Source organism: Methylobacterium sp. 37f, assembly GCF_023093475.1.
Taxonomy (GTDB): Bacteria; Pseudomonadota; Alphaproteobacteria; order Rhizobiales; family Beijerinckiaceae; genus Methylobacterium.
The window spans coordinates 49,020-74,283 of the sequence record NZ_JAGHKN010000015.1 but is presented as its reverse complement, the minus strand read 5'-3'; the positions used below and the strand labels follow the sequence as shown (position 1 = coordinate 74,283).

The following is a 25,264-nucleotide window of genomic DNA, read 5'->3' as shown; positions in this document are numbered from 1 at the left end:
GATGGCCTCGACCCGCGTCCGCCGCGACCGGAGCCTCAACGTCTGGCCGGGCTACGTCGATGCCCTGGCGACGCTGCTGCTGGCGGTGGTCTTCCTGCTGACGATCTTCGTCGTCGGGCAGTTCTTCCTGTCGCAGGAGATCAGCGGCCGTGATTCGGTCCTGACCCGGCTCAATCGCCAGATCGCCGATCTCACCGACCTGCTGGCGCTGGAGCGCTCGACCCGCAAGACCCAGGAGGAGCAGGCCTCGTCGCTGCGCAGCACCCTTCTGGGCGCGCAGGCCGACCGGGATCGCCTGAAGGCCGAGGCCGAGGCGGCGCAGGGCTCCGCCGGGCGCCAGGGCGAGGTCGACAGGCAGCTGGCGGCCGAGCGCGCCAACACGGCCCGGGCCGCGTCGCAGATCGATCTTCTGAACGAGCAGATCGCGGCGATGCGCCGGCAGCTCGCGGCGCTGGAGGATGCGCTGGCGGCCTCCGAGAATCGCGACCGCGAGAGTCAGGCGCGCATCGCCGATCTCGGGAGCCGCCTGAACGTCGCGCTGGCGCAGAAGGTCCAGGAACTGGCGCGCTACCGGTCCGACTTCTTCGGGCGCCTGCGCCAGATTCTCGGCAACCGCCCGGACATCCGCATCGTCGGCGACCGCTTCGTGCTGCAATCCGAGGTGCTGTTCCCCGCCGGCTCCGCCAGCCTGAAGCCCGAGGCGAGCCCGGAACTCGACCGGATCGCCGGAGCCATCCTCGATCTGTCGAAGCAGATCCCGGCCGACATTCCCTGGGTGCTGCGCATCGACGGCCACACCGATGCGCGGCCGATCGCGTCGTCGCAGTTCCCCTCGAACTGGGCACTCTCGGCGGCCCGCGCCATCGCGGTGGTGCAGGCCATGGTGGCCAAGGGCATCCCGCCCCAGCACCTGCTCGCCGCCGCCTTCGGCGAGTTCCAGCCGATCGAGGCCGGAACGACCGAGGAGGCCTATGCGCGCAACCGCCGGATCGAGATGAAGCTCACCGAACGGTGAGGCGGCGCCTCACTTCACGATCCGGTCGAGACGGTTGTTGACGAAGAAGTACAGCTCCTTCGCGCCCGGCTCGTTGTAGAGCACCTGCACCTCGCGTCCCGAACGCCCCTCGCCGACCAGGACGTCGGTGGGCGGCTTGCCCTTCAGACGAACCAAATCGCATTCGCCGATGCCGATCTCGATGGCGCTCGCGCCTACGGGGGCCGGGGCGGTGCAGGTCCCCTCCTGGGTCAGGACCGGCCCTGAGAAGGTCGCCACCGGGGCAAGCTTCGCCACCGGGGTAGGCTTGGCCACCGGGACAGGCGCAGGAGCGGGCGCCGGCGCGCGGGCCTCCTCGGTGCTGGTGCAGGCCGAGAGGCCGAGCGCGATCACAGCGATGGAAGCGAGCAGACGCGGGCGGAAGGAAGCAGGCACGGACAGGTCCTCAGCGCTGCGCGGCGTTGCGCGCCTTGAGCGCGGCCGCGAAGAGAGCCGCCGCATCCGTGTGGAAGGCGGCGCGCGAATCGGGACGGGAATAGAACATGTGCCCGCCGGGGTACACGGCGAGATCGAGGCGTCCGCCGCCGAAGGCCGGCATCTGGTCGATCAGCAGCTTCGAGGCGAAGTACGGCGTGACCAGATCGGTGTAGCCATGGGCGACCAGCACCCGGAGGTTGCCGTCGAGGGCGAGCACGCCGCGCAGGGCACCGAGCGCCTCGGGTGCCGAGCGGCCGCCGCCCCAGGTCCAGCCCCGGTTCACCGCGCTGTTGAGCAGCTCGTAGCGCAGGTCCGGCACCCGGTAGTTCAGCTTCTCGGTGTAGAGCGCCAGCATGGCGCTGGTCAGCGGCGCCTGGAGCCCGGTGAGCAGTGGGTCTTCGAAGCCTGAATAGGCCGCGCTCGGGTCCGGGTCCCAGCCGGTCACGCCGGTGTCGTAGGCGCTGGTGACCCGACCGGTGTCGCGGCCGATCTCGCGCTGGACGCTCTGTCCCGACAGGCGCCCGGCCTGCCGGCGGACGAAGGCCGGGTCGAGACCCGCCAGGGCACCGACCCGGTCGCCGAGCCGCGCGACCGCGGCGCTGTCGGACGGACCCTTGAGCAGGTCAGCGAGATAGGGGCCGGTGGCGTAGGCTTCCGCGTCGGCCATGGTCTGGCGCGTCGGCGTGCCGCCCGCCCGCTCGATGGCGGCGGCGGCGAAGGACGGCAGCTTGATGACGTGGCCCCACGGCGTGGTGCGCGGCGCCTGCAGCCAGGCGAAATCGAGCACGGGCGAGAGCAGCACCATGCCGGACAGGCCCACCCCGATCTCCTCCTGGAGCTTCGACGCGATCAGGGGGCCGCGAAATCCGCCGTAGCTCTCGCCGACGAAGAACTTCGGCGCGGCCATGCGGTCGTTGGTGCGCAGCCACCGGGCGATGGCGGAGGACAGCACCGAGGCATCGGCGTCGATGCTCCAGTAGCGCTTGGCATCGCCGTCGGCGGCGCGGCTGTAGCCGGTGCCGATGGGATCGATGAAGACGAGGTCGGTGAAATCGAGCCAGGTGCCGTCGTTCGGCACGAGGCCGATGGGTGCCGAGGGGCTGATGCTGGCGCCCTCCACCGGCAGGCGCCAGGGGCCGATCGCCCCGATATTGAGGTAGGCCGAGGCGGCACCCGGCCCGCCGTTCAGCGCGAAGGTGACGGGGCGCCCCCCCTCGCCCGGGTTGGCCGCCCCGTCCTGACCCTTCAGCGTGTAGGCGATGTAGGCGATCTCGGCCTGAAGCTTCCCCGCCTCGTCCACCAGCGGCAGGCTGCCGGCCCGGGCCGTGAAGGCGAGGACGCGGCCACCCGGCAAGGTGACGCTGTGCTCGGTCACGGCATCGGCCGGCAGCTTGCCGCCGGGGATGCCACGCGTCTCGGCGCTTTTGTCCGGGCTTTTGCGCGCCTCTGCGGGCTTGTCGCTCGGCTGCGCCTTTTCCGCCGCTTGGGCTTGCGGGGCGGGCTGGGCTTGGAGCGACGGCGCGGCAAGCATCAGGGACGCGAGGCCGATGGCGCAACCTCTCAGGGCGTGTCGTCTCTTGGCGTGTCGTCTCATGGGGGATCCTCTCGGCGACGGGTCGTGATGCGGCGGCGGGATCAGACCGGCCCCGACCCAGCGACTCGGAGACGGCGCAGGGGAAGAGACGGCGCAGGCGCACCCGGACCCGAAGGCGCGCGCCGGAGGCGTGCAGTCCAGCGCCGCTGACCGTGCAAGTCTCCGCAAGATTGCAGTTTCTGGTTCCCGGGTTCCGCTGCGCGGCCCCGGGATGACAACGGGTGGTGGCACTACCAAGACCTCTCCACGAACCCGAGGTTCGCTGGGAAGAGGGGCGGTGTTGCGCTGTATTGCGTGAGGATGAAAGCCGTCCGAAAGCGGAGGCGCCGCCGGGTCAGATCCTCCGGGCCGATTGGCCGAACAGCGGATCACGCTTTCTTCTGCCAGCGGCCGTCCTCGTCCTGCTGCCAGTAGGCAATGGTGTGACCGGCTGCCTTGGCCTGCTTCCACTGCGCGCGCGCGCGCAGGAGGGCCTCCTGGTCGGTCCCGTCGAACAGGACGCAGATGCGGGCGTAACCGGCGGCATCCGGCGGCAGGTCGGCCCCCTCCACCAGGAAGCGGATCGAGGCCGCGTTGGGGTTGGTGTCCTTCAGGGTCAGCACCACCGGCTGGCTCGCCGCATCGGCATCGCGATCGGTCCCGTGCGGCAGGAAACTGTCGTCGCTGTAGGTCCAGAGCTGGTCGTCGAGGGCCTGAAGGCGCTCCTCGCTGGCGGCCTGGATCGTCGCGCGCCACTGGCGCTCCAGGGAGCGCTCCAGCAGGTTCGGCAGGACGGCCTCGAGGGGCTGGTGCTGCAGATGGTAGAACAGGATCTCGGTCACAGGCTGCAAGGTAGTCCTATCGCGCGCCTTTGCCAGCCGGTCCGTCCCGCCCCACCCGGGCGAGCCCCGGAAAACGCGCGCGTGAAAACCGCGCAGGCCGTTCCACGACAGAACCCTCGGGCGTTCGATGAGTAACCGTACCAACAGGCGTTCGGGCGATCCGAACCGACCACCCGGGGAGCCACCACCATGCACCATCGCAAGAAGCTGCGCGACCAAGTCATCGTCATCACGGGCGCATCGAGCGGAATCGGTCTCGCGACGGCCCGGATGGCGGCGCAGGCCGGCGCGCGGGTGGTGCTGGCGGCCCGGAGCGGGGACACCCTGGAACGCATCGCGAAGGAGATCGAGAGCCAGGGCGGCCACGCTATCGCCGTCGCGGCCGATGTCGGCAAGCGCGCCGACGTGCAGGCCATCGCCGACCGGGCGATCGCGGCGTTCGGCGGCTTCGACACCTGGGTCAACGTCGCCGGCCTGACCATCTACGGACCGCTCGGCAAGGTCACCGATGCCGACCACGAGCGCCTGCTCCAGACCAACCTGTGGGGCACTGTCTACGGTTCGCTGATCGCGGTGGAGCACCTGCGCGAGCGCGGCGGAAGTCTCATCAACATCGGCAGCGTCGCCAGCGATCTCGCCTTCCCGTTCCAGGGCATGTACTGCGCCAGCAAGCATGCCATCAAAGGCTTCACCGACGCCTTGCGCATGGAGTTGGTCCACGAGGGCGCGCCGATCTCGGTGACGCTGATCAAGCCGACTTCGATCGATACGCCGCTGCCGCACCGCGCTCGCAACTACATGGACCACGAGCCGATGCTGCCGCCGCCGGTCTACCGGCCGGAGGAGGTGGCGCACGCGATCCTGCATGCCGCCGTGCACCCCGAGCGGGACATCGTGGTCGGCGGCGGCGGCAAGGCCCTGACCAGCCTCAAGGAATTCTCGCCCGGCGCCTACGACCTGCTGGCCCCGGCGATCATCGCCTTTCAGAAGCGCAGCGAGACGCCGCGCGATCCGAAAGGGGCGCTCCACAATCCAGGCCAGGACGGCGAGGCCCATGGCGACCAGCCGGGCTATGTCCGGCGCACCAGCACCTACACCCGAGCCTCGCTGCATCCCGCCGCGACGGCCATCCGCATCGGCCTCGGCCTCGCCGCGACCGCCCTCGTCGCCAGCCAGAGCCGTCGGCGCCGGCGCCCGTTGTGAGCGAGCCCGAGCCGATCGCCAGCCCCATCGGGGTGCTGTCGCCCACCGTTGCCGCGCGCCTGGTGCCGCGCTCCACCCTCGATCTCGGGGGCGGCCGGACGCTCGCCTATGCGGAGACCGGCACGGGACCGCCGGTGGTCGTCATCCACGGGACGCTGATGTCGCTGGAGGACATGTGGCTCGGCCCGGTGCCGATGCTGGCCGGGCAGTTCCGGGTGATCGCCGTCGATCGGCCGGGACACGGCTTCAGCCGGCGCAGCGGACCAGCCGATGCCCATTCCTGGCGACAGGCCGCCCTGATCCGAGACGGGATCGCGGCCCTCGGCCTGGAGCGGCCGGTGATCGTCGGGCACTCGTTCGGCGCCGCCGTCGCCCTCGCGTACGGGCTGCAATTCCCCGATACGATCGCGGGCGTTGTGGCGCTGGCGCCGATCTGCTTCCCCGAACCCCGCCTCGAACACCTGCTGTTCGGCCCCCGGGCGGTGCCGGGCGGCAACTGGCTGTCGGGGTTACTCGGACGCTCGTCCGATCCGGCCCTGCTGCCGCTGCTGTGGAACGCCATGTTCCTGCCCGGGACGATGCCGCAGGGCTATGCCGAAGCTTATCCGTTCGGGCTCGCGGGAAACGCGGAGCAGCTGGTGGCGGAGGGCGAGGACGCGGCCGGCCTCCTGGCGGGCCTGATCCGGAGCGCCCTCGCCTATCACACCTGCCGGGTGCCGGTGCGAATCCTCGGGGGTGATTCGGATATCGTGGTCAGCACGCCGCGCCACGGGCTCTGGGCGTCCCACCGCATTCCGGGCGCCCATTTCAGCGGGCTCGCGCGCACCGGGCACATGCTGCACCACCAGCACCCGGAGGCCGTGCTGGCGGCCACGCGGGCCATCGTCGGACAGGGCCACGAAAAGGTCTGAAAAGAAATCGCCGGCCGCCGGATTCTCCTCAGGCTTCGTCAATCAAGAGCCACTATTGCAGGGCACACACGATCTGTTCGCAGCCGCACCCGGCCTGCGGATCGCCGACGCCTCCCCTGCCCTTTCATCCGTTCATCGGCGCGCGTGCCCCAGATCGGTTCGCGCCGCGATCACATGAGGATATCCCCCGTGAACTTCACCGTCAGCGCGCGCGTGTCCGAGCGCCGCTTCAGCTTTCGTCACAGCTCGATCCTGGGCGCCGTCGAGCAGGGCTGGTCGCTGATGGTGGCGGGGATGACCGAGGTCGTCATCACGGATGCGGCCGGTCGGGCGCATTGCCCGAACGCCCTGCATCAGCACCTGTTCGGACCGCGGGCGTCCGTGGCCCCGGTCGAGGTCAAGCTCGCCGCCTGAGGGCGCCCCCCGACCGGGGGCTCCGATCAGACGCAAACGTCCGATCAAACCTGGCGGATCTTGCCGCCGAAGGTCGAGAACGATTCGTCGATGACGCCGCGCTGGGTGTCGTCGGCCTCGACGCGAACCTGGATCGCACCGGTCAGGGCGGGCTCGCCCTCGGTCTCGGTCTTGTTGCGGCCGTCCTCCAGGTCTGCACCGGCCTGCTCGACCCCGGCGCTGTTCTGGTCGCCCGCAGAGACGACGATGATCGCCTTCCGGTCGAGCCCGTGCTCCTGGACGAGATGCTCCACGCTCATCTCGGCGTCGCGACGGGTCTCGAATTCGGCGGTGAAGGTCGGCGGCATAAGGCAGCTCCGGTGCGGGGACTTCCCGAGGAGGCGGATAAACGCCTCGGGCCGCTGTCAATGGCAGAGCCGGAGCGGATGTTCCGCGCCGCCGGGTCTCGGGGTCGCCGCCGAGCCCGTCGGCCGGGTCACGCGCTGCCTCAGACCAGCCGGCTCTGCACCATGGCGGCGCCGACGAAGCTCTCGAACAGCGGGTGCGGCTCGAAGGGGCGGGACTTCAGTTCCGGGTGGAACTGCACGCCGATGAACCACGGGTGGCCGACATGCTCGACGGTCTCCGGCAGGAGCCCATCCGGCGAGAGGCCGGAGAAGCGCAGGCCCTTGGCCTCCAGGCACTCGCGATAGGCCATGTTGACTTCGTAGCGATGGCGATGGCGCTCGGAGATGTCGGTGGTGCCGTAGATCTCGGCGATCTTGGTGTCCGGCCGCAGGCTCGCCTGATAGGCGCCGAGCCGCATGGTGCCGCCGAGATCCCCGGCCGCCGCGCGCCGCTCCAGCTCGTTGCCCTTCAGCCACTCGGTCAGGAGGCCGACCACCGGCTCGGCGGTCTCACCGAATTCCGTGGAGTTCGCTCCTGTGACGCCGGCCAGCGAGCGGGCCGCCTCGATCACCGCCATCTGCATGCCGAAGCAGATCCCGAAATACGGAATCTTGCGCTCGCGGGCGTAGCGGGCCGCGCGGATCTTGCCCTCGGCCCCGCGCTGGCCGAAGCCGCCGGGCACCAGGATGCCGTGGATGCCTTCGAGGAACGGTGCCGGGTCCTCGCGCTCGAAGACCTCGGCCTCGATCCACTCGAGGTTGACCTTGACCCGGTTGGCGATGCCGCCATGGGTCAGCGCCTCCGTCAGCGACTTGTAGGCGTCCTTGAGGCCGGTGTACTTGCCCACGATGGCGATGGAGACCTCGCCCTCGGGGTTCTTCACCCGCTCGGAGATGGTGCGCCAGCGCGACAGGTCCGGCTCGTCCTGCGACGGCAGGCCGAAATGGGACAGCACCTCGCGGTCGAGGCCGGCTTCGCGATAGGACAGCGGCACGTCGTAGATCGAATCGACGTCGCGGGCCTCGATCACGGCCGTCTCGCGCACGTTGCAGAACAGGCCGAGCTTGCGCCGCTCGTCCGACGGGATCGGCCGGTCGCAGCGGCACAGCAGCATGTCGGGCTGGATGCCGATGGAGCGCAGCTCCTTGACCGAGTGCTGGGTCGGCTTGGTCTTCAGCTCGCCGGCGGACGGGATGTAGGGCAGCAGGGTGAGATGCACGAAGGCGGTGGCGCCGCGCGGCAGCTCCTGGCCGAGCTGGCGGATCGCCTCGAAGAACGGCAGGCCCTCGATGTCGCCGACCGTGCCGCCGATTTCCACCAGCACGAAGTCGAAGGCCTCGTTGCCCTCGAGGACGAAGTCCTTGATCGCATTCGTGACGTGGGGGATCACCTGGATCGTCGCGCCGAGGTAATCCCCGCGCCGCTCCTTGGTGATGATGTCGAGATAGATCCGGCCGGTGGTGATGTTGTCGGCCCGGGTCGCGGCGACACCGGTGAAGCGCTCGTAATGGCCGAGGTCCAGATCGGTTTCCGCGCCGTCGTCGGTGACGAACACCTCGCCGTGCTGCGTCGGGCTCATCGTGCCCGGATCGACGTTGAGGTAGGGGTCGAGCTTGCGCAGGCGGACCTTGTAGCCCCGTGCCTGGAGCAGGGCCGCGAGGGCCGCCGATGCGAGGCCCTTGCCGAGCGAGGAAACCACGCCGCCGGTGATGAATACGTACCGCGTCATGGGCCTCGGTCCATAAACAAGGGAGAACGATTCGCCAAACGACAAAAACGCTTGTCCCCCGCCATGCGGTCGCAGGCGCGGTGAGACACTCGTTTCGGCGTGGCGGTGGAACGCTGTGCGGCGCCCGATGCCTCGGACGCCGCGCTCTTCACAATCGTCCGGTGCGGCGAACGCCCCGGCTCAACACGTTCAGCGCGATTGCGGCGCCTGCGGCACGGCCGGCTGGGCCGGCGCGGTCTCGGGCACCTGCGCCGGAGTGCCCGGCTGCGCGCCGCCCTGGTTCCGCAGGGTGTCGAGCAGGTTGCCGGCATTCGGCTGGGTCGCGGGCTGGCTGGTGCCGGTCCCGTCGAGGATCGAGCGCGGTGCCGCGCTGCGGTGCGACAGGATCGCCAGGGCCATGCTGGTGGTGAAGAACAGGGCGGCGAGGATCGCGGTGGCGCGGGTGAGCGCATTGGCCTGACCGCGACCGGTCATGAAGCCCGCGACCCCACCGCTGCCGCCGCCACCGAGGCCCAGACCGCCCTCGGAGCGCTGGAGCAGGACCACGGCGATCAGGCCGAGGACGACGATGAGGTGGATCGAGATCAGAACGGTCTGCATCGAAAATCCGGAATCTTCACCATATGCGCGCCGGCCCCGAGCCCGGTCGGGCATTGGGTCGGACGCGGGCGCGCCACGGGCCGGAGAGTCCTGGCGCCGCCGACAATGTCGTGGGGCCATACACCAGATGGCTGCCTGCGCCAACCGGCGCCCGGCCGGCCGGCTCAGTCGCGGCGCCGGTAGCGGTAGCCGTACAACCGACGCGAGAATCCGAGGGTTTCGTAGAGCGCCCGGGCCGGCCCGTTGTCGGCGACGACCTGCAGGCAGGCCCCCTCCGCCTGCCGCGCCCGAGCCCAAGCCATCAGGCCGGCGACGAGCGCCGTCGCGTGTCCCGCCCGGCGATGCTCCGGATGGGTGACCACCGATTCGAGCACCAGAAGGCCACGATCGAGGGCACCGTAGCCGACTGCCGCCGGCCGCCCGTCCCGCATGCGCCGTGCGAAGACGCGCGGCAGGAGGAGGCTGGCGAGCGAAGCCCGGTAGGTCTGCGCGGCGGGGGCGGAGACGGGACCTTCGCAGGCGGATTGCGCCGCGAACCAGGCCGCATCGGGTTCGGGCGTGAGGACGAGATCGGCCGGCGCGGGCGCGTGGCACGCCGCGCCGGCGGCGAACAGCGTGTCGGTCTCGCCTTCGGCCCGGAAGCCCAGGCGGTCCAGGGCCGCATCCATCTCGGGGGCGAGATCGGGAACGCGGACGATCAGCGGCTGGCCGAGGGCGCGATAGACCGCGTCGGCCGCAGCGATTACCGCCGCAGGATCGTCGCGCCGGCCGCGCAGGGGGTTCAGCGCGTTGGTGCGCCGGGTCGGCCCGCCGGAGGCTCGCAGAAGCCAGCCCCCGAACACGATCTGGTTCGGCGAAGGTCGGGCGTTGGCACAGGCCTCCTCGACGGACCAGTGCAGATCCGCATCCGACGTCCAGGACATGTCCGCCCTCCCCTGCCGAGCCGGGCCTATCGGGTTCACACGTCCAAATTTTCGGTGCCGTGAAGGCGATCCCGAGCCGGAGCGGACGTCCGGCGCTCCGGCCCGGCGTATCGGGACTTCAGCGCATGTAGGCGCGGGCGATGCCGAGGAAATCGTCGGCGACGAGGCTGGCGCCGCCCACCAGGGCGCCGTCGACGTTCTCCACCGCCATCAGCTCACGCGCGTTGCTCGGCTTGACCGAGCCGCCGTAGAGGATGCGGACGGCCTGCGCCTCGGCGCCGATGAGCTGGCCCAGCATCTCGCGTAACGAGGCATGGACCTCGGCGATGTCGGCCGGGGTCGGGGTCAGGCCGGTGCCGATGGCCCAGACGGGCTCGTAGGCGATGACCGTATCCTTGGCGGTGGCGCCCTTCGGCACGCCGATAGCGAGCTGCGCGCGCACGATGTCGAGGGTCCGGCCCTCCTCGCGCTCTTCCTGGGTCTCACCGACGCAGATGATGCCGCACAGGCCGGCGCGACGCGCCGCGAGCGCCTTGGCGTGGACGCCGTCATCGGTCTCGTGATGGTAGGCCCGGCGCTCGGAATGACCCACGATGACGTAGGAGGCCCCGAGATCCGCCAGCATCTCGGCCGAGATGCTGCCCGTGAAGGCGCCGTTCGGCTTGGCATGAAGGTTCTGGCCGCCGATGGCGATGGGCGAGCCGTAGGCCGCGGCGACGCAGGATGCGATCAGCGTCGAGGGCGGGCAGATCAGGACGTCGACCGTATCGAGAAGGTCGGGCGTCAGGCCGTGGCGGACCGCCTCGACCACGGCGACCGAGCTGCGCAGGCCGTTCATCTTCCAGTTGCCGGCAATTAGAGGCCGTCGCCCCGACTTCGTCATCCCGTTCCTCACTGATGTGGTTTCGGCTTCTGCGGCTTCGCTCGGCGCTGCATCGCTTCGCCTGGCAATAAAACCTTGCGTGGCGAGAAATGGCTTCGCTTGGCGATTGCGCCGCCCGTAACAGAGGCTCGGAGGCGGCGCAAACGCCGGACGCCCTTTGCGGTGACAGCCCGGATGGTCTATCGCGGGCGGCTTTCCCTGGAATGACGGGCGTCCCCCGACGCCCACCGACGGGTACCCGGACGTTCGATGCTGCAGAACATGCGCAAGGCCAGCCAGCATTGGCTCGGCAAGATCATCCTCACGGTGGTCTTCACCTTCCTCATCGCGGGCGTCGCGATCTTCGGCGTCGAGGAGTTCTTCCGCGCCGGCTCGTCCAGCAGCGTGGCTACCGTGGGCAAGGCGCAGATCTCGGCCGAGACCCTGCGCACCGCCTACCAGAACCAGCTTCAGCGCTATCAGAGCCAGACCCGCCGCACCCTGACGCCGGACCAGGCCCGGGGGCTCGGCGTCGACCGGCAGGTGCTGGCGCAGCTCGTCAGCGAGGCCTCCCTCGACCAGCAGACCACGGCCCTCGGCCTGAGCATTCCCGATGCGGCGGTTCTGCGGGCGATTCAGGAGGAGAAGAGCTTCCAGGGCGCGGACGGCAAGTTCGAACCGGCCCTGTTCTACCAGACGCTCCAGCGCGCCGGCATCAACGAGGCCACCTTCGTGCGTGAGCAGCGCGCCGTGGCGGCCCGCCTCCAGCTCGCCGAGGCGGTGGCGGCCGACCTCCACGTGCCCGAAGCCCTGCGCGAGGCGGTGCATCGCTACACCACCGAGCGGCGCTCCGTGGCCCTGATGATGCTGCCGCCCTCCGTGGCCGGCGAGATCCCGGCGCCGAGCGAGGAGGCCGTGAAGGCCTATTACGAGGAGAACAAGTACGCTTTCCGCGCCCCCGAAGCCCGGTCCGTCACCCTGCTGGTCCTCGATCCGCAGGCGATAGCCAAGCCGGAGGCCGTCAGCGCCGAGGACATCGCCAAGCGCTACGCCGCCGAGAAGGGCCGCTACGGCACGGCCGAGCGCCGCACGATCCAGCAGATCGTGTTCCCGGACGCCGCGGCCGCCGAGGCCGCCCGCAAGGTGATCGAGGCCGGCGAGAAGCCGTTCGAGGCCGTGGCCGCCGGCACCGGAGCCGATGCCAAGGACCTGTCGCTCGGCACCCTGACGAAGGCCGAGCTGTTCGATCCGGCCGTGGCCGACGCCGCCTTCGCGCTGCCGGTGAACAGCGTCAGCGCCCCCGTGAAGGGCCGCTTCGGCACGGTGCTCCTGCGCGTCACCGCCATCGAGCCCGAGACCGTGAAGCCCCTGGCCGACGTCTCCGCCGAGATCGCCAAGACCATCGCCCTCGAGCGGGCCACCAGCGGGATCGACGCGGCCCACGACGCCATCGAGGATCAACGCGCCAACACCAAGCCGCTGGCCGACATCGCCAAGGAGCGCGACCTGCCGCTGCGCACCATCCCGGCGGTGACCGCCCAGGGCCTCGACCCGGAGGGCAAAACCGTGGACGGCATCCCCGACCGCGACACCACCCTGTCCGCCCTGTTCCGGGCCGAGATGGGCAGCGACAACGAGCCGTTGCGAACCAAGTCCGGCGGCTATGTCTGGTACGACATCACCAACATCGACCGCGCGCACGACAAGCCCCTCGACCAGGTCCGCGACGAGGTCGTCGCCCGCTGGCGCGCGGCCGAGACGCAGAGCCGCCTCATCGCCAAGGCCAAGGACCTCACCGCCCGCCTCGACAAGGGCGAGGCCGTCGAGACCGTGGCGGCGGAAGCCGGGCTCAACGTCCAGACCGTGACCGATCTCGCCCGCAACCAGCCGCAGGGCGACATGACCGCCGACGTGGTCAACCGCGCCTTCGCCACGCCGGTGAACAAGGCGGCCTCGGCCGAGGCCGGCGAGAGCCGCGCCCTGTTCAAGGTCACGGCCGCGACGATGCCGGCCTTCGTGCCGGGCTCACCGGAGGACGAGGCCATCACCAAGCGCTTCCAGCCGACCATCGCCGACGACGTGCTCGGCCAGTATATCGGCGACGTGCAGACCTCCGTGGGCGTCACGGTCAACCAGGCGGCCGTCCGCCGGGCGATCGGCGGCGGCGAGTACTGAGCCGGCAATGACCGAAGACGCTGCCTTTACGGCCTTCGCGGAGACCTATGCGGCGGGTCGCCCGACCCTCCTCAACCTGACCCTGGTGGCGGACCTGGAGACGCCGGTCGCCGCCTTCCTGAAGCTGCGGGCGCAACATTCCGGCACGGCCTTCCTGCTCGAATCCGTCGAGGGCGGGGTCGTGCGCGGGCGCTACTCGATGATCGGCCTCGACCCCGACCTCGCCTGGCGCTGCCGGGACGGACGGGCGGAACTGGCGCGCGGCCCGGACCTGTCGGCGTTCACGCCCGAAGAGGCGAACCCCCTCGCCAGCCTGCGCGCCCTGATCGCCGAGAGCGCCATCGGGGTGGACGGCGCCACCGATGCGATGCCGCCCATGGCCGCCGGCCTGTTCGGCTATCTCGGCTACGACATGGTGCGGACGATGGAGGCCCTCGGCTCGCCGAACCCCGACCCCCTCGGGGTCCCGGACGCGATCCTGGTGCGCCCCCGCATCATGGTGGTGTTCGACTCGGTGCGCGACCTCATCACGGTCGTCGGCCCGGTACGCCCGACGGAAGGGATCTCCGCGCGCGCCGCCTACGAAGCCGTCCTCGACCGCCTGGAGCGGGTCGCCGAAATCCTCGAAGGCCCCCTGCCCGTCGAGGCCCGGATCGACCCGCGCGCCATCGCGCATCCCGAGCCGGTCTCGAACACCACGCCGGAGGACTACCTCGCCATGGTGGCGCGGGCGAAGGAGTACATCGTCGCCGGCGACGTCTTCCAGGTGGTGCTGTCGCAGCGCTTCGAGGCGCCCTTCACCCTGCCGGCCCTGGCGCTCTACCGCTCGCTGCGCCGGACCAACCCGGCCCCGTTCCTGTGCTACCTCGACTTCGAGGACTTCCAGCTCGTGTGCTCGTCACCCGAGATCCTGGTGCGGGTGCGCGACGGGCGCGTCACCATCCGGCCGATCGCGGGCACGCGCCGGCGCGGGGCCGATCCGGCCGAGGATCAGGCGCTGGCCGACGAGCTGCTGGCCGACCCGAAGGAGCGCTCCGAGCACCTGATGCTGCTCGACCTCGGCCGCAACGATGTCGGCCGCGTCTCGCGCATCGGCAGCGTCACGGTGACGGGCTCGTTCTTCCTCGAGTTCTACAGCCAGGTCATGCACATCGTCTCGAACGTCGAGGGCGAGCTCGACCCGAAGCACGACGTGCTGGCCGCGCTGTCGGCGGGCTTCCCGGCCGGCACGGTCTCGGGCGCGCCAAAGGTGCGGGCGATGGAGATCATCGACGAACTGGAGCGCGAGAAGCGCGGCCCCTATGGCGGCTGCATCGGTTATTTCGGCGCGCGCGGCGAGATGGACACCTGCATCGTGCTGCGCACCGCCCTGGTGAAGGACGGCCGCATGCACGTCCAGGCCGGTGCCGGCATCGTCTACGATTCCGACCCGGCCTCCGAGCAGCAGGAATGCGTCAACAAGGCCAAGGCGCTGTTCCGGGCGGCCGAGGACGCGGTGGTGTTCGCGAGCCGGGCGCGACGGGGCCAATAGCGCACCGGTTGACGGGTCGCCGGACTCGCGCCACACCGCCTCCATGCCCGCGCGCGAAGCTCCGATGTCCGACGTCCTCGTCATCGACAACTACGATTCCTTCACCTGGAATCTCGTCCACCTGATCGGCCCGCTCTGCGGCTCGATCGACGTGGTGCGCAACGACGCGATCACCATCGCGGAGATCCGCGCGCGCCGGCCCGACGCGATCGTTCTCTCGCCAGGCCCCTGCTCGCCGAACGAGGCCGGGATCTGCCTCGACGTGGTCAAGGACCTGTCGGCCGAGATCCCGATCTTCGGGGTCTGCCTCGGGCTCCAGGCCATCGGCCAGGCCTTCGGCGGCGACGTGGTGCGGGCACCGACGCCGATGCACGGCAAGGTCTCCAGCATCCGGCACCGGGCGTCCGGGATCTTCCGGGGGCTGAACGGCCCCTTCGACGCCACGCGCTACCATTCCCTGGTGGTGGAGCGCGACGGCTGCCCGACCGACCTGACGGTGACGGCGGAGGCCGACGGCCTGATCATGGGGCTCGCCCACGCGCATCTCCCCGTCCACGGCGTGCAGTTCCACCCGGAAAGCATCCTGTCGCATCACGGATCGCAGATCCTGCGGAATTTCCTGGACATCGCGGCCACGTGGAATGCGGCGCGTGACAAGGACCGCGACGGCGTGCATTGACGGGTTACGTCGCCTGTCTGGAATCACTCCGGTTCTCCGCGCCGGACCGTCACGCCCGAGCCACATGGAATCCTTCAAGCCCCTCCTCGCCAAGGTCGCCACCGGCGCGGGCCTGGACCGTGCCGAGGCGCGGCAGGCCTTCGACGATCTGCTCTCGGGCGAGGTCACGCCGGTCCAGGCCAGCGCCTTCCTGATGGCGCTCAAGGTCCGCGGCGAGGCCCCGGACGAGATCATCGGCGCCGTCGAGGCCATGCGGGCGCGGATGGTGCCGGTGCGCAGCGTTCCGGGCGCGATCGACGTGGTCGGCACCGGCGGCGACCATTCGGGCAGCTACAACGTCTCGACCCTGGCGGCGATCGTCACCGCCGCCTGCGGCGTGCCGGTGGCCAAGCACGGCAACCGGGCCGCCACCTCGCGCTCGGGCGCCGCCGACGTGCTCGCGGCGCTCGGCGTCCGCATCGGCCTCGCACCGGACGAGCTGAGCCTCTGCCTCGCCGAGGCCGGCCTGTGCTTCATGTTCGCCCAGACGCACCACGCCGCCATGCGCCACGTGGCCCCGGTGCGGGCCGAGCTGCCGACGCGGACGATCTTCAACATGCTGGGTCCCCTGGCGAACCCGGCCGGGGTGGGGCGCCAGCTCTTCGGCGTCTCGTCGCCGGCCTGGGCCGAGCCGCTGACCGGCGTGCTCGCCGAACTCGGCAGTGACCGGGTCTGGACCGTGCATGGCAGCGACGGCCTCGACGAGATCACCGTGACCGGCCCCACCGCCGTGGTGGCGCTGGAGGGCGGCCGGATCTCGCGATTCACCATCGATCCGCGCGAGGTCGGCCTGCCGCTGCACGGGCTCGAAGCCCTGCGGGGCGGCGACCCCGCGCACAACGCCGCCGCCCTGGCCGAGGTGCTGGACGGGGCGCGCAACGCCTATCGCGACATCGCCGTGCTCAATGCCGGCGCCGCTCTGGTGGTGGCCGAGGCCGCCGGCTCCCTCGCGGAAGGCGTGGTCCGGGCCGGACAGGCCCTCGACAGCGGCGCCGCGCGTGCCACACTCCATAGGCTTGTCCGCCTCTCGAACCTTCGCTCGCACGCCTGAAAGCCCGTCATGTCCGAGCCCAAATCCGGGTCCGTCGCGCACGTCGCTCCCGCCGAGCGCAAGGACGTGCTCGCCCGCATCGAGACCTACAAGCGGCGTGAAATCGCCGAGGCGAAACTGCGGGTGCCGCAGACCAAGCTCGAGAAGCGCATCGCCAACGTCTCGCCCCCGCGCGGCTTCGCCGATGCGATCGCGGCGCATATCGCCGAGAAGCGCCCGGCGCTGATCGCCGAGGTGAAGAAGGCCTCGCCGTCGAAGGGCCTGATCCGCGCCGATTTCGACCCGGCCGTGCTCGCCGCCGCCTACGCGGCCGGCGGCGCCACCTGCCTGTCGGTGCTGACCGACACGCCCTCGTTCCAGGGCAAGCCCGAATACCTCACCGAGGCGCGGGCCGCCTGCGCCCTGCCGGTCCTGCGCAAGGATTTCCTGTTCGAGCCCTATCAGGTGTTCGAGGCGCGGGCCTGGGGCGCCGACTGCATCCTGGTCATCATGGCCTGCCTCGACGACGACGAGGCCGCCGCCCTGGTGGAGACCGCGCACGATCTCGGCATGGACGTGCTGGTCGAGGTCCACGACACCGAGGAGCTGGCCCGCGCCCTGCCGCTCGGCACCCGGCTGGTCGGCATCAACAACCGCAACCTGAAGACCTTCGAGGTCTCGTTCGAGACCGCGATCCGCCTCGCCGAGGGCGTGCCGGCCGACCGGATCGCCGTGGCCGAGAGCGGCATCGCCGGCCATGCCGACGTGGTCCGCCTGGCGGAGGCCGGCCTCGACACCATCCTGGTCGGCGAGAGCCTGATGCGCGAGGCCGACGTGACGGCAGCCACCCGGCGCCTGCTGTTCGGCGACGCGAAGGCCTGAGGACGCGACGATGGCCGAACTCACCCATCTCGACGCCACCGGCGCGGCCAACATGGTCGACGTGTCCGACAAGGACGCGACCACCCGCACCGCCCGCGCGACGGGAAGCGTCGTCATGCTGCCCGAAACCCTGCGGCTGATCCGCGAGGGCGACGCCAAGAAGGGCGACGTCATCGGCACGGCGCGGCTCGCCGGCATCATGGCCTCCAAGCGGACGCACGAGCTGATCCCCCTGTGCCATCCGCTGCTGCTCTCGAAGGTCCGGGTCGATTGCGAGGTCGACGACAGCCTGCCCGGCCTGCGCGTGACGGCGGAGGTGAAGGTGCTCGGGCCGACCGGCGTCGAGATGGAGGCGCTGACCGCCGTCTCCGTCGCCTGCCTGACTATCTACGACATGGTGAAGGCAGCCGATCGCGGCATGCGGATCGAGGGCATCCGCCTGCTGGCCAAGGATGGCGGCCGCTCCGGCGCCTACCGAGCCGAGGATCACGCTTGAGCGGCCAGGACGCGCCTGGCCGGAAATCGAGCGGCAAGGATCCGAGCGACAAGGATCCGAGCGGCAAAGGTTCAGGTCGGAAGGGGTCCGGCATGATCTCGGTCGCCGAGGCCCTGTCGCGGGTTCTCGCCGGCATCCCCGGCCCCGTCGCGGCGGAGACGATCGCCATCGGGCAGGCCGCCGGCCGGACCCTCGGCGCCGATCTGGCCGCCTTGCGCACGCAGCCGCCCTTCCCGGCCTCGGCGATGGACGGCTACGCGGTGCGCAGCGCCGACCTCGACGCGGCGCCCGTCGCCCTCCGGCTCGTCGGCACCAGCTCGGCGGGCCACGGTTTCGCCGGCGCCGTGGGGGCCGGCGAGGCCGTACGCATCTTCACCGGCGCGCCCGTCCCGGAGGGCGCCGACGCGATCCTGATCCAGGAGAATGCCGAAGCAGCCCCCGAAACCGTGACGGCGCGGGAATCCGTGCCGGCCGGACGCTTCATCCGCCCGAGCGGACTCGATTTCCGGGCCGGCGATCCCCTGCTCAAGGCCGGCGACGTCCTCGATCCCCGCCGCATCGCCCTCGCGGCCGCCGGGGGGCACGCCGTCCTGCCCGTGCGGCGACGCCCGCGCGTGGCGATCCTGGCCACGGGGGACGAACTCGTGGCGCCGGGCGAACCGGCGCGCTGGGACCAGATCGTCGCCTCCAACGGCCTCGCCGTCGCGGCCCTGGTCCGGGAATCCGGCGCCGAGGCGATCGACCTCGGGATCGCCGGGGATACACTGGCGGCCCTCGACGATGCCATCGGCCGTGCCGTCGCGGCGGAGGCGGACCTGCTCATCACCCTCGGGGGCGCGTCAGTCGGCGACCACGACCTCGTGCAATCGGCCCTTCACGCCCGGGGCCTCGACCTCGGCTTCTGGCGCGTGGCCCTGCGCCCCGGCAAACCGCTGATGCATGGCCGGCTCGGCCGCATGGCCGTGCTCGGTCTGCCCGGCAATCCGGTCGCGTCGGTGGTGTGCGGCCTGCTGTTCGTGGTTCCGGCGATCCGGGCACTCCTGGGCAACCCGCACGCGGCCGCTGATGCCTCGGAGCCGGCCATCCTCGGCTGCGACCTCGCGGAGAACGACCTGCGCCAGGATTACCTGCGCGCCCGCATCGAGACGGCGCCCGACCGGTTGCCGGTGGTGTATCCGGAGAACCGCCAGGATTCCTCGATGCTGCGCATCCTCGGATCGGCCGAAGCGCTGCTGATCCGCGCGCCGCACGCCCCCGCGGCGAAGGCCGGTGCGCCCTGCCGCATCCTGCGCCTGGACCGGCGCCTGCTCTGACCGCCCGGCTCCAAGGCACTGGAGTCCGTCAGGTTCCTTTGTCTTGTCGGGATAACCGGTTTCTCCCGATCCCAGCCAAACTCCAGCCGGGACTCGCATCCCTCCGACGCAGGCCTCGTCCAGGCCGGGCCCGCATCTGGGTTCCCGCGCCGAAACGCGACGCCGTCAGCGAAGATAGGTCACGCTGTAGAGCGTGCGCCGCAGGGCCTCCTCATCGACCCAGACCCGACCGTTGTCACAGGCCTCGCGCATGCCCTCGCGCATCCGGGCGCAGTATTCGCCGGTGTTGTCCTGGACCCGATACTGGCAGCTGCCGCCGACCTTGCGGCGGCCGATGACGGGGCTGGCGTGATCGGCGTGCAGGTCCGGGTCCTTCGGGTCGCGGTCCTCCAGGAGGTACCAGCTGTAGCCGATGGTCGGCACCCGGCCGTGGTCGAGGGCGTAATCGATCATCGCCAGGATGCGGGCGACCGCCCGGCGGCCCGGCGGCCGGCCGGCCTCGCGCAGGGCGGCGAACTCCGCCTGATTGGCGGCGACCCGATAGGAGACCGGCAGCAGCGGCACCGGCAAGGGGACCCGGCGGCAGCGCGCCTCCACGTGGGCGATCCAGCCGGCATTGAAGGTGTCGGTGCGGGGATCGCGCAGATGGGGCACGGTTCCGGCAAGGCTGCGGAAGCACAGGGGCCGGGGCGCGAGGCGGCTGCGGTAGCGCAGCGCCCGCAGGGTCCGGTCGGCGTAGCGATAGCCGTCGTTGGACGGCAGGTCCCGATCCTCGCACAGGCCGCCGATGTTGTAGAGCAGGGCGGCGGTGTCCTCCTCGCCACCCTCGATCTTGTCGAAGTACGGCAGCAGCTTGGGGTTGCCGATGTTGGACATCTCGGCGGCGTTGCGGCTCCAGGCGATGTCGGCCCGCCAGTTCGGATGGGCCTTCAGATGGGCGCGCAGGGCCGGGATCGCGGTCAGGCGTTCCGGATCGGCGAAGTAGGTCTTGGTCGCCACGTCGAGGGGCGAGATCTGACGCCCGAGCCGGTGCGAGATCATGTCGGCCGCGGCGTAGGCGAAGCAGATCGCGCTCTCGCCCTGGTTCAGCGGCATCTCGCGCGGCGAGGGCGACAGCGCGACGTCGCGGGTGCCCTCATGGACGTCGAACGGGATCGTGGCCGCGACCGGCGCGCAGGTGGGATTGCGCGCATAGGCCGGGTGGAGCGGCAGGATGCGCGGATCGACCTGCGCCCGGGCCGCCGTGACGGAGGACAGCAGAACGCCCGCCAGGGCGCACGACAGGACGCCCGACCGGACAGCCGCCCGGATGGCGCCTCCGATCCGGCCGGGACGCATCCTCAACCCTTCCGGCGCAGACGACTGGCGAAGAACCCGTCGAGGCCGCCGCGCAGTTCCGGGGCCTCACCGGTCAGATGCGCCGGCAGCGTGCGCAGGTCGCCGGCGGCGTCGATCGGCTCCGACAAACCGCCGAGTTCCGAGGCCTGCACCGGCACGCGCTCGAAGTCCGGGTTGCGGGTGAGGAAGGTCGCGACCTGGTACTCCCCCTCCTCCCGCTCCAGAGAGCAGGTGCAGTAGACGAGGCGGCCGCCGGGCCGCACGAGGGCGGCGGCCTTGTCGAACAGGCGCTTCTGCAGGCCGATGAGGCGGCTGATGTCACTCTCGGTCTTGGTCCAGGCCACATCGGGATGGCGCCGGAGAGTGCCGGTGGCCGAGCATGGCGCATCGAGGAGGACGGCGTCGAAAGCGCCCTCTTCGGGCATCGAGAGGGCATCGCCGACCCGGATCTCCGCTTCCAGGCCGAGCCGGGCGAAGTTCTGCGACAGACGCTCCAGGCGCGGGCTCGACCGGTCGACCGCCAGCACCGAGGCACCGGCGGCGGCGAGCTGCGCAGTCTTGCCCCCGGGCGCCGCGCAGAGATCGGCGACCCGCTCTCCGGGCGTGACCGCGAGGAGCCGCGCCGGCAGGGCGGCAGCGGCGTCCTGCACCCACCATTGCCCCTCGGCATAGCCCGGCAGGTCGGCGACGGCGGAGCGGACCTCGTGCAGGCGCACGCTGCCGGTCGGCAGGGCGACGCCGCCGAGGCGTTCGGCCCATTCGGCGGCCGACCCCCGTACGGTGATGTCGAGGGCGGCGCCCTGGAGATGGGCAGCCGCGATGGCCCGCGCGGTCTCGTCGCCATAGGCCGCGCGCCAGCGCCGGGCGAGCCAGTCCGGCGTGTTGTCGGAGAGCGGGTCGCCCGGATTGGCGACGATCGCCTCGCGCTCGCGCACGATCCGGCGCAGGATCGCGTTGACGAGTCCGGTGAGGTGCTGGAGCTGCGGATCGGCCTTGGCGAGGCGTACGCCGAGATCGACGGCGGCGTGATCCGGCACGTTGAGATCGAGGATCTGCACGGCCCCGGTGGCCAGGAGCGCCACGAGGCGCGGCTGATCCTCGGGCAGACCCTGGGCCATGCGCTCGGCCAGGACCCGGCGCAGGAAGCCGAGGCGCCGGAAGGTGGCGGTGGCGATGGCGCGAGCCAGCCCGGCATCGGCGGCGTCGAGACCGGCGTTCCGGCCGGCCTGCGCGAGGGCGTCCTCGAGGGCGAAGCCACGGGTCTTGCCGATGAGGTCGGCCACCGCGCTGTGAGCGACCTGACGGGCGGCGAGGCCCGCGACGGTGCGGTCGATCGGCGCCGTCGGCGCATCCGTATTGCGACCTGTCGCCATGAATGCCACTTCCTGAATTCTTGAGCCCGCTCGCGGCGGACCTGTCTGCGATGCCCTTCCACCCACCACACCGAGATGCAAGCCATGACGAGCCCGGAACCGACGGAAAACCGCGCGGATGAGCCCCAGCCGGAGGCGAACAGGCGCCTGACGCCGGAGGCGGCTCGGGCGCTGGCCGAGGCGGCTGAACGCCGGGACGCCATCGATGCCCACGCCGCCGAGATCGCGGCCCAGCGCGAGCGCCAGGGCCGCGGCGGGCTGGAGCCGGTGCGCTACGACGATTGGGAGATCAAGGGCATCGCGGTCGATTTCTGAGGACGCGTTGCCGCCGGAACGTCCGGCATCCCCCTCCGTTGTTCCGGCCACCGCGTCAGCACCGAAGGACAACCCGATGGCCACCAAGGTTTCGAGCAACAACGCAGGCGAAGGCCCGCACGGCGAGGTCGCCCTGGCCCGGGGACAGACCGTGGCGATGCGCATGTGGCGCGACGAGGCGCCGAGCGCCGACAAGCCGATGGCGAAGCGCCCCTACGAGACCGTCGGCTACGTCATCGCCGGCCGCGCCGAGCTGATCGTGGACGGCGAGAAGGTCCTGCTGGAGCCCGGCGATTCCTGGCTGGTGCCGGAAGGTGCCGAGCACACCTACCGCATCCTCGAAGCCTTCACGGCCGTCGAGGCCACGTCGCCGCCGGCCCGCTGAGGGCCTGCAGGTCCCGCGCGGTCGCTGTGGCCGCGCGGGGTCGGGTTCGCCGAAACGGAGCCCGGACCTGCGCCGGCCGCCGGACGGTCGAGCGGGCGTCGCGTCATGTCCTCTCGGTCCTCCCGCGTGCTTGAATCGACGTCCGGTTTGCTGCGACCTCCGGTATGGGTACAGGACGATTGACTGGGAGGGCGGACCGGATGGCGGGTGAATCGGATGACGATCTGTTCCGGTTCCTGGACCGCGAGACGGCGGACGCGGTGTTCGGGGAACGCCGCCGCCGGGCACAGGACAACGATCCGGAGTTCCGCGCCGAACCTGCCGTCGCATCGCCCGCCATTTCGCTGATGATCACCAATCGCCAGAGGACCGCGCTTCGCGGCTTGGGGTTTTCGGATGCGGCGATCCGGACGATGACGCCGGCGGAGGCGCACGGATACCTGGGCCTCGACAAGCCTGAGCGCTGATCCACCCTGCGAAGACATCGACCCTGCTGGACGGATTACCGATCATCGTCATCCGCCCTCGCACTTTGCTGGGGATTTCGCGGCGTAACCGCTATCGGACGGATCGGCTCTGCACCTAGGTTTCCGCCGAACCCGCTCGGCCCCATCGGCCTGAGCGGCCGGAGACCATCCGAGCCTGGACGCCGTGGAACCGACACACGCCTTCGATGCGATCGCGGATGCCCTCGAGACCACGGGGGCGTACCGGGTGCTGCGCCAGATCAGGCCGTTCGTGGACAGCGCCGAGCCGCCGGACGAGCCGACCTTCATCGGCCTGATCGTCGACACCGAGACGACGGGAGTGGATCACAGCCGCGATGCCGTGATCGAACTCGGCATGATCAAGTTCGCGTATGGTGCCAGCGGGCGGGTCTACCGGGTGCTCGAGACCCTGAACCAGCTCCAGGACCCGGGGCGCCCGATCCCGCCCGAGATCACGCGCCTTACCGGCATCAGCGACGCCGACGTGGCCGGGCAGGCCATCGACGATGCGGCGGTGCACGCCATGGTGGCCGACGCCGCCGTGGTGATCGCCCACAATGCCAGCTTCGACCGGCAGATGTGCGAGACCCGCTGGCCGGTCTTCGCCGAGAAGAACTGGGCCTGTTCCTGCCATCAGGTGCCCTGGCGCGACGAGGGACACGAGGGCCTGAAGCTCGGCTACCTGCTGATGGATTACGGCGTCTTCCACAAAGGGCATCGCGCCATCGACGATTGCCGGGCGCTGCTTGCCCTGTTGGCCGCCCCGCTGAAGGCCTCTAAACGCCTGGCCCTGTCGTGCCTTTTGGAGACCGCCCGCAAGCCGACGGTGCGGGTCTGGGCCGCCGGCTCGCCAATCGCCCAGAAGGACGTTCTGAAAGGCCGCAGCTATCGCTGGAGCGGCCGACGCCGTTGCTGGTACATCGACATCGCGGAGGACCGCCTCGACGTCGAGCGCGCCTTCCTGTGCCGGGAGATCTACCAGCGCGAGGTCCACGACCTCGTGGCGGACCGGATCACGGCGCGGGACCGGTTCTCGGTCCGGACCAATCCGGAAGCCTGAGGGCGGCGTCGGACGCGCCCTGCTCCCGACACGTCCCCTCCGCGGCCTGCGCGCGAGAACTCAGCGCCCCAGCAGGGCCGGAATGACGGACCGCACGCGGGAATAGCCCCGCGTCGACCGCGCCCAGGCAGCTTCGTCCCACGGGCGCCGGACGCGGCGGCAGCCATCCGGCAGGGCCGCCGCCGAGGGTCCGACCGGCGCCCAGGCCGTGACCACCGGGAGGTCGCCGGCCCAATCGGCCCCGGCCGGACCGGCCGCGCACCCGAAATGGGCCTCCGCCCGGGACAGGGCGTCCGCCATCGCGGCGTCGTCCGCCGCCTTCACCCGATCGGCGGCGGCATCGGCATGAACGATCAGGCCGCCGATGCGCACGACTCGCGCGGTCCCCAGCGGCAGGCTCTCCGGGTGGAGATCGTCGAGGTGCAGCAACAGGGCGACCTCGCCCTCCGGCGCCGTGTCGGCCGGCGGCAGCGGAACCTCGCGCGGCGGCATCGGCTCGTCGAGCGCATCCGGGTATTCGTCGAGCCCGACCGGATCGAAGCGCCCGTCCGTGTAGCGGCGGATGTTCTCCGCGCGGGCGACATAAGGCTTCCCTCGGGTGTGCAGGCCCGCCACCCAGCGCCAGGACAGCGTGTTGCTGGCCGGATCGCCGTCGAGCAGATGACGCAGGAAGAAATCCGCCCCGAGCGCCCAGGGCAGCCGCAGGGTGAAGATCCAGATCGAGGCGAACCACATCCGGGCATGGTTGTGCAGCCAGTTCGTCGCCACGAGTTCGCCAGCCCAGTCGTCGAAGCCGTCGATGCCGGTCCGTCCTTCGATCGCCGCCTCGTAGGTTCGCCGCAGACCAGGGTCGGCGGCCAGCCGCGCATGCCCGTCCGCGACCAGTGCGCGATAGTCGGTCCAGGCGGAGGGATGGGTTTCGAGGTGGCCTTTGAAATAGGTCCGCCAGAACACCTCGGACACGAACTTCTCTGCGCCCCCGTCGCCGAACGCAGCGTCGGCCGCCGCCACGACCTCCGCCTCGGTGATGAGACGCCGGCGCAGGTAGGGCGACAGTGCCGACGTGGTCGGCGCAGCCCCCGGCCCCCGATCGGTGTTGCGGTCGGCCGCATAGGCCACGCCCGCGCCCCCGAGAAATTCGGAAAGGCGGGCAAGGCCGGCGGCGCGGGTGAGGGGGCGAATGTGGGACATGGCCTTGAGCTAGGGCCGCCCGGTCCGTGGCCGATGCGACCCAATCGCCCCCGG

General features: G+C 71.0%; 26 protein-coding genes. 15 read left to right on the top strand and 11 right to left on the bottom strand.

Annotated features, from left to right (window positions below):
- Window position 1: 1 nt before the first annotated feature.
- Window positions 2-1,015, top strand: coding sequence for a peptidoglycan -binding protein (locus J7U37_RS12430; protein WP_247635916.1), 1,014 nt, complete (start codon window positions 2-4; stop codon window positions 1,013-1,015).
- A gap of 9 nt (window positions 1,016-1,024) precedes the next feature.
- Here J7U37_RS12430 and J7U37_RS12425 read toward each other — a convergent pair whose 3' ends face one another.
- The 3 genes from J7U37_RS12425 to J7U37_RS12415 form a co-directional block, all read right to left on the bottom strand.
- Window positions 1,025-1,429 (bottom strand): hypothetical protein, encoded by a 405-nt coding sequence (locus J7U37_RS12425; RefSeq protein WP_247635915.1) that lies wholly within the window; start codon window positions 1,427-1,429, stop codon window positions 1,025-1,027.
- 10 nt (window positions 1,430-1,439) lie between these two features.
- Window positions 1,440-3,065: a peptidase S10 gene (locus J7U37_RS12420; RefSeq protein WP_247635914.1), complete on the bottom strand. Its 1,626-nt coding sequence runs from the start codon at window positions 3,063-3,065 to the stop codon at window positions 1,440-1,442.
- A 368-nt stretch (window positions 3,066-3,433) separates the two neighbouring features.
- Complete coding sequence (locus tag J7U37_RS12415) at window positions 3,434-3,886, bottom strand: DNA polymerase III subunit chi (protein WP_056188763.1); 453 nt, start codon at window positions 3,884-3,886, stop codon at window positions 3,434-3,436.
- A 189-nt stretch (window positions 3,887-4,075) separates the two neighbouring features.
- Here J7U37_RS12415 and J7U37_RS12410 point away from each other — a divergent pair, with 189 nt between their 5' ends.
- From J7U37_RS12410 to J7U37_RS12400, 3 genes are all read left to right on the top strand, one after another.
- On the top strand, window positions 4,076-5,089 hold the full coding sequence (locus J7U37_RS12410; RefSeq protein WP_247635913.1) for an SDR family oxidoreductase: 1,014 nt from the start codon (window positions 4,076-4,078) through the stop codon (window positions 5,087-5,089).
- Entirely contained in the window at window positions 5,086-6,000 is a 915-nt protein-coding gene (locus J7U37_RS12405; protein WP_247635912.1) for an alpha/beta hydrolase, read from the top strand. Before J7U37_RS12410 ends, J7U37_RS12405 begins: the two co-directional genes overlap by 4 nt.
- A gap of 189 nt (window positions 6,001-6,189) precedes the next feature.
- A complete protein-coding gene (locus J7U37_RS12400; RefSeq protein ID WP_056188769.1) occupies window positions 6,190-6,414 on the top strand; it encodes a hypothetical protein in 225 nt (74 codons plus the stop codon).
- Between the two features lie 44 nt (window positions 6,415-6,458).
- Here J7U37_RS12400 and J7U37_RS12395 read toward each other — a convergent pair whose 3' ends face one another.
- The 5 genes from J7U37_RS12395 to tpiA all read right to left on the bottom strand — a co-directional run bounded on the left by J7U37_RS12395 (window position 6,459) and on the right by tpiA (window position 10,936).
- Window positions 6,459-6,761, bottom strand: coding sequence for a hypothetical protein (locus J7U37_RS12395; RefSeq protein ID WP_056188772.1), 303 nt, complete (start codon window positions 6,759-6,761; stop codon window positions 6,459-6,461).
- A gap of 140 nt (window positions 6,762-6,901) precedes the next feature.
- Entirely contained in the window at window positions 6,902-8,530 is a 1,629-nt protein-coding gene (locus J7U37_RS12390) for a CTP synthase (RefSeq protein WP_056188775.1), read from the bottom strand.
- A 189-nt stretch (window positions 8,531-8,719) separates the two neighbouring features.
- Complete coding sequence (secG, locus tag J7U37_RS12385; protein ID WP_056188778.1) at window positions 8,720-9,130, bottom strand: preprotein translocase subunit SecG; 411 nt, start codon at window positions 9,128-9,130, stop codon at window positions 8,720-8,722.
- 164 nt (window positions 9,131-9,294) lie between these two features.
- Entirely contained in the window at window positions 9,295-10,053 is a 759-nt protein-coding gene (locus J7U37_RS12380) for a GNAT family N-acetyltransferase (protein ID WP_247635911.1), read from the bottom strand.
- Between the two features lie 118 nt (window positions 10,054-10,171).
- Complete coding sequence (tpiA, locus tag J7U37_RS12375; protein WP_056188784.1) at window positions 10,172-10,936, bottom strand: triose-phosphate isomerase; 765 nt, start codon at window positions 10,934-10,936, stop codon at window positions 10,172-10,174.
- 249 nt (window positions 10,937-11,185) lie between these two features.
- Between tpiA and J7U37_RS12370 the strand changes: the two genes are divergently transcribed.
- The 7 genes from J7U37_RS12370 to glp all read left to right on the top strand — a co-directional run bounded on the left by J7U37_RS12370 (window position 11,186) and on the right by glp (window position 19,060).
- Window positions 11,186-13,090, top strand: a complete 1,905-nt coding sequence (locus tag J7U37_RS12370) for a peptidylprolyl isomerase (RefSeq protein ID WP_247635910.1) — start codon at window positions 11,186-11,188, stop codon at window positions 13,088-13,090.
- A gap of 7 nt (window positions 13,091-13,097) precedes the next feature.
- A complete protein-coding gene (gene trpE / locus J7U37_RS12365; RefSeq protein ID WP_247635909.1) occupies window positions 13,098-14,621 on the top strand; it encodes an anthranilate synthase component I in 1,524 nt (507 codons plus the stop codon).
- Window positions 14,622-14,685: 64 nt separating this feature from the next.
- Window positions 14,686-15,300, top strand: coding sequence for an aminodeoxychorismate/anthranilate synthase component II (locus tag J7U37_RS12360; RefSeq protein ID WP_056486698.1), 615 nt, complete (start codon window positions 14,686-14,688; stop codon window positions 15,298-15,300).
- Window positions 15,301-15,364: 64 nt separating this feature from the next.
- Window positions 15,365-16,390 carry an anthranilate phosphoribosyltransferase gene (gene trpD / locus J7U37_RS12355; RefSeq protein WP_247635908.1) on the top strand — a complete coding sequence of 342 codons (1,026 nt, stop codon included), beginning with the start codon at window positions 15,365-15,367 and terminating at the stop codon, window positions 16,388-16,390.
- 9 nt (window positions 16,391-16,399) lie between these two features.
- Entirely contained in the window at window positions 16,400-17,251 is an 852-nt protein-coding gene (gene trpC / locus J7U37_RS12350; RefSeq protein WP_247635907.1) for an indole-3-glycerol phosphate synthase TrpC, read from the top strand.
- A gap of 10 nt (window positions 17,252-17,261) precedes the next feature.
- The gene (gene moaC, locus J7U37_RS12345; RefSeq protein WP_056188801.1) at window positions 17,262-17,747 is read left to right on the top strand and encodes a cyclic pyranopterin monophosphate synthase MoaC; all 486 of its coding nucleotides are present in this window, start codon (window positions 17,262-17,264) and stop codon (window positions 17,745-17,747) included.
- Between the two features lie 92 nt (window positions 17,748-17,839).
- A complete protein-coding gene (gene glp / locus J7U37_RS12340; protein WP_247635906.1) occupies window positions 17,840-19,060 on the top strand; it encodes a gephyrin-like molybdotransferase Glp in 1,221 nt (406 codons plus the stop codon).
- Window positions 19,061-19,225: 165 nt separating this feature from the next.
- On the opposite strand, the gene J7U37_RS12335 is transcribed toward glp, so the two are convergent.
- Window positions 19,226-20,398 (bottom strand): hypothetical protein, encoded by a 1,173-nt coding sequence (locus tag J7U37_RS12335; RefSeq protein WP_247635905.1) that lies wholly within the window; start codon window positions 20,396-20,398, stop codon window positions 19,226-19,228.
- 2 nt (window positions 20,399-20,400) lie between these two features.
- Window positions 20,401-21,771: an RsmB/NOP family class I SAM-dependent RNA methyltransferase gene (locus J7U37_RS12330; RefSeq protein ID WP_056486347.1), complete on the bottom strand. Its 1,371-nt coding sequence runs from the start codon at window positions 21,769-21,771 to the stop codon at window positions 20,401-20,403.
- Between the two features lie 84 nt (window positions 21,772-21,855).
- On the opposite strand from J7U37_RS12330, the gene J7U37_RS12325 reads away from it, so the two are divergent.
- From J7U37_RS12325 to J7U37_RS12310, 4 genes are all read left to right on the top strand, one after another.
- Window positions 21,856-22,086, top strand: coding sequence for a DUF1674 domain-containing protein (locus tag J7U37_RS12325; RefSeq protein WP_056188810.1), 231 nt, complete (start codon window positions 21,856-21,858; stop codon window positions 22,084-22,086).
- Window positions 22,087-22,162: 76 nt separating this feature from the next.
- The gene (locus J7U37_RS12320) at window positions 22,163-22,471 is read left to right on the top strand and encodes a cupin domain-containing protein (RefSeq protein ID WP_056188814.1); all 309 of its coding nucleotides are present in this window, start codon (window positions 22,163-22,165) and stop codon (window positions 22,469-22,471) included.
- A 200-nt stretch (window positions 22,472-22,671) separates the two neighbouring features.
- On the top strand, window positions 22,672-22,938 hold the full coding sequence (locus J7U37_RS12315; RefSeq protein WP_247635904.1) for a hypothetical protein: 267 nt from the start codon (window positions 22,672-22,674) through the stop codon (window positions 22,936-22,938).
- Window positions 22,939-23,122: 184 nt separating this feature from the next.
- Window positions 23,123-24,019: a 3'-5' exonuclease gene (locus J7U37_RS12310; RefSeq protein ID WP_247635903.1), complete on the top strand. Its 897-nt coding sequence runs from the start codon at window positions 23,123-23,125 to the stop codon at window positions 24,017-24,019.
- Between the two features lie 60 nt (window positions 24,020-24,079).
- On the opposite strand, the gene J7U37_RS12305 is transcribed toward J7U37_RS12310, so the two are convergent.
- Complete coding sequence (locus tag J7U37_RS12305; RefSeq protein WP_247635902.1) at window positions 24,080-25,210, bottom strand: FAD-binding domain-containing protein; 1,131 nt, start codon at window positions 25,208-25,210, stop codon at window positions 24,080-24,082.
- Window positions 25,211-25,264 lie beyond the last annotated feature (54 nt).

What these genes read in the sequence shown, in the direction of transcription:
- J7U37_RS12430 (WP_247635916.1), top strand. Translation starts at nt 2, where the DNA reads ATGGCCTCGACCCGCGTCCGCCGCGACCGGAGCCTCAACGTCTGGCCG.
- J7U37_RS12420 (WP_247635914.1), bottom strand. Translation starts at nt 3,065, where the DNA reads ATGAGACGACACGCCAAGAGACGACACGCCCTGAGAGGTTGCGCCATC.
- J7U37_RS12410 (WP_247635913.1), top strand. Translation starts at nt 4,076, where the DNA reads ATGCACCATCGCAAGAAGCTGCGCGACCAAGTCATCGTCATCACGGGC.
- J7U37_RS12395 (WP_056188772.1), bottom strand. Translation starts at nt 6,761, where the DNA reads ATGCCGCCGACCTTCACCGCCGAATTCGAGACCCGTCGCGACGCCGAG.
- J7U37_RS12390 (WP_056188775.1), bottom strand. Translation starts at nt 8,530, where the DNA reads ATGACGCGGTACGTATTCATCACCGGCGGCGTGGTTTCCTCGCTCGGC.
- secG (WP_056188778.1), bottom strand. Translation starts at nt 9,130, where the DNA reads ATGCAGACCGTTCTGATCTCGATCCACCTCATCGTCGTCCTCGGCCTG.
- J7U37_RS12380 (WP_247635911.1), bottom strand. Translation starts at nt 10,053, where the DNA reads ATGTCCTGGACGTCGGATGCGGATCTGCACTGGTCCGTCGAGGAGGCC.
- tpiA (WP_056188784.1), bottom strand. Translation starts at nt 10,936, where the DNA reads ATGACGAAGTCGGGGCGACGGCCTCTAATTGCCGGCAACTGGAAGATG.
- J7U37_RS12370 (WP_247635910.1), top strand. Translation starts at nt 11,186, where the DNA reads ATGCTGCAGAACATGCGCAAGGCCAGCCAGCATTGGCTCGGCAAGATC.
- trpE (WP_247635909.1), top strand. Translation starts at nt 13,098, where the DNA reads ATGACCGAAGACGCTGCCTTTACGGCCTTCGCGGAGACCTATGCGGCG.
- J7U37_RS12360 (WP_056486698.1), top strand. Translation starts at nt 14,686, where the DNA reads ATGTCCGACGTCCTCGTCATCGACAACTACGATTCCTTCACCTGGAAT.
- trpD (WP_247635908.1), top strand. Translation starts at nt 15,365, where the DNA reads ATGGAATCCTTCAAGCCCCTCCTCGCCAAGGTCGCCACCGGCGCGGGC.
- trpC (WP_247635907.1), top strand. Translation starts at nt 16,400, where the DNA reads ATGTCCGAGCCCAAATCCGGGTCCGTCGCGCACGTCGCTCCCGCCGAG.
- moaC (WP_056188801.1), top strand. Translation starts at nt 17,262, where the DNA reads ATGGCCGAACTCACCCATCTCGACGCCACCGGCGCGGCCAACATGGTC.
- glp (WP_247635906.1), top strand. Translation starts at nt 17,840, where the DNA reads ATGATCTCGGTCGCCGAGGCCCTGTCGCGGGTTCTCGCCGGCATCCCC.
- J7U37_RS12335 (WP_247635905.1), bottom strand. Translation starts at nt 20,398, where the DNA reads ATGCGTCCCGGCCGGATCGGAGGCGCCATCCGGGCGGCTGTCCGGTCG.
- J7U37_RS12330 (WP_056486347.1), bottom strand. Translation starts at nt 21,771, where the DNA reads ATGGCGACAGGTCGCAATACGGATGCGCCGACGGCGCCGATCGACCGC.
- J7U37_RS12325 (WP_056188810.1), top strand. Translation starts at nt 21,856, where the DNA reads ATGACGAGCCCGGAACCGACGGAAAACCGCGCGGATGAGCCCCAGCCG.
- J7U37_RS12320 (WP_056188814.1), top strand. Translation starts at nt 22,163, where the DNA reads ATGGCCACCAAGGTTTCGAGCAACAACGCAGGCGAAGGCCCGCACGGC.
- J7U37_RS12315 (WP_247635904.1), top strand. Translation starts at nt 22,672, where the DNA reads ATGGCGGGTGAATCGGATGACGATCTGTTCCGGTTCCTGGACCGCGAG.
- J7U37_RS12305 (WP_247635902.1), bottom strand. Translation starts at nt 25,210, where the DNA reads ATGTCCCACATTCGCCCCCTCACCCGCGCCGCCGGCCTTGCCCGCCTT.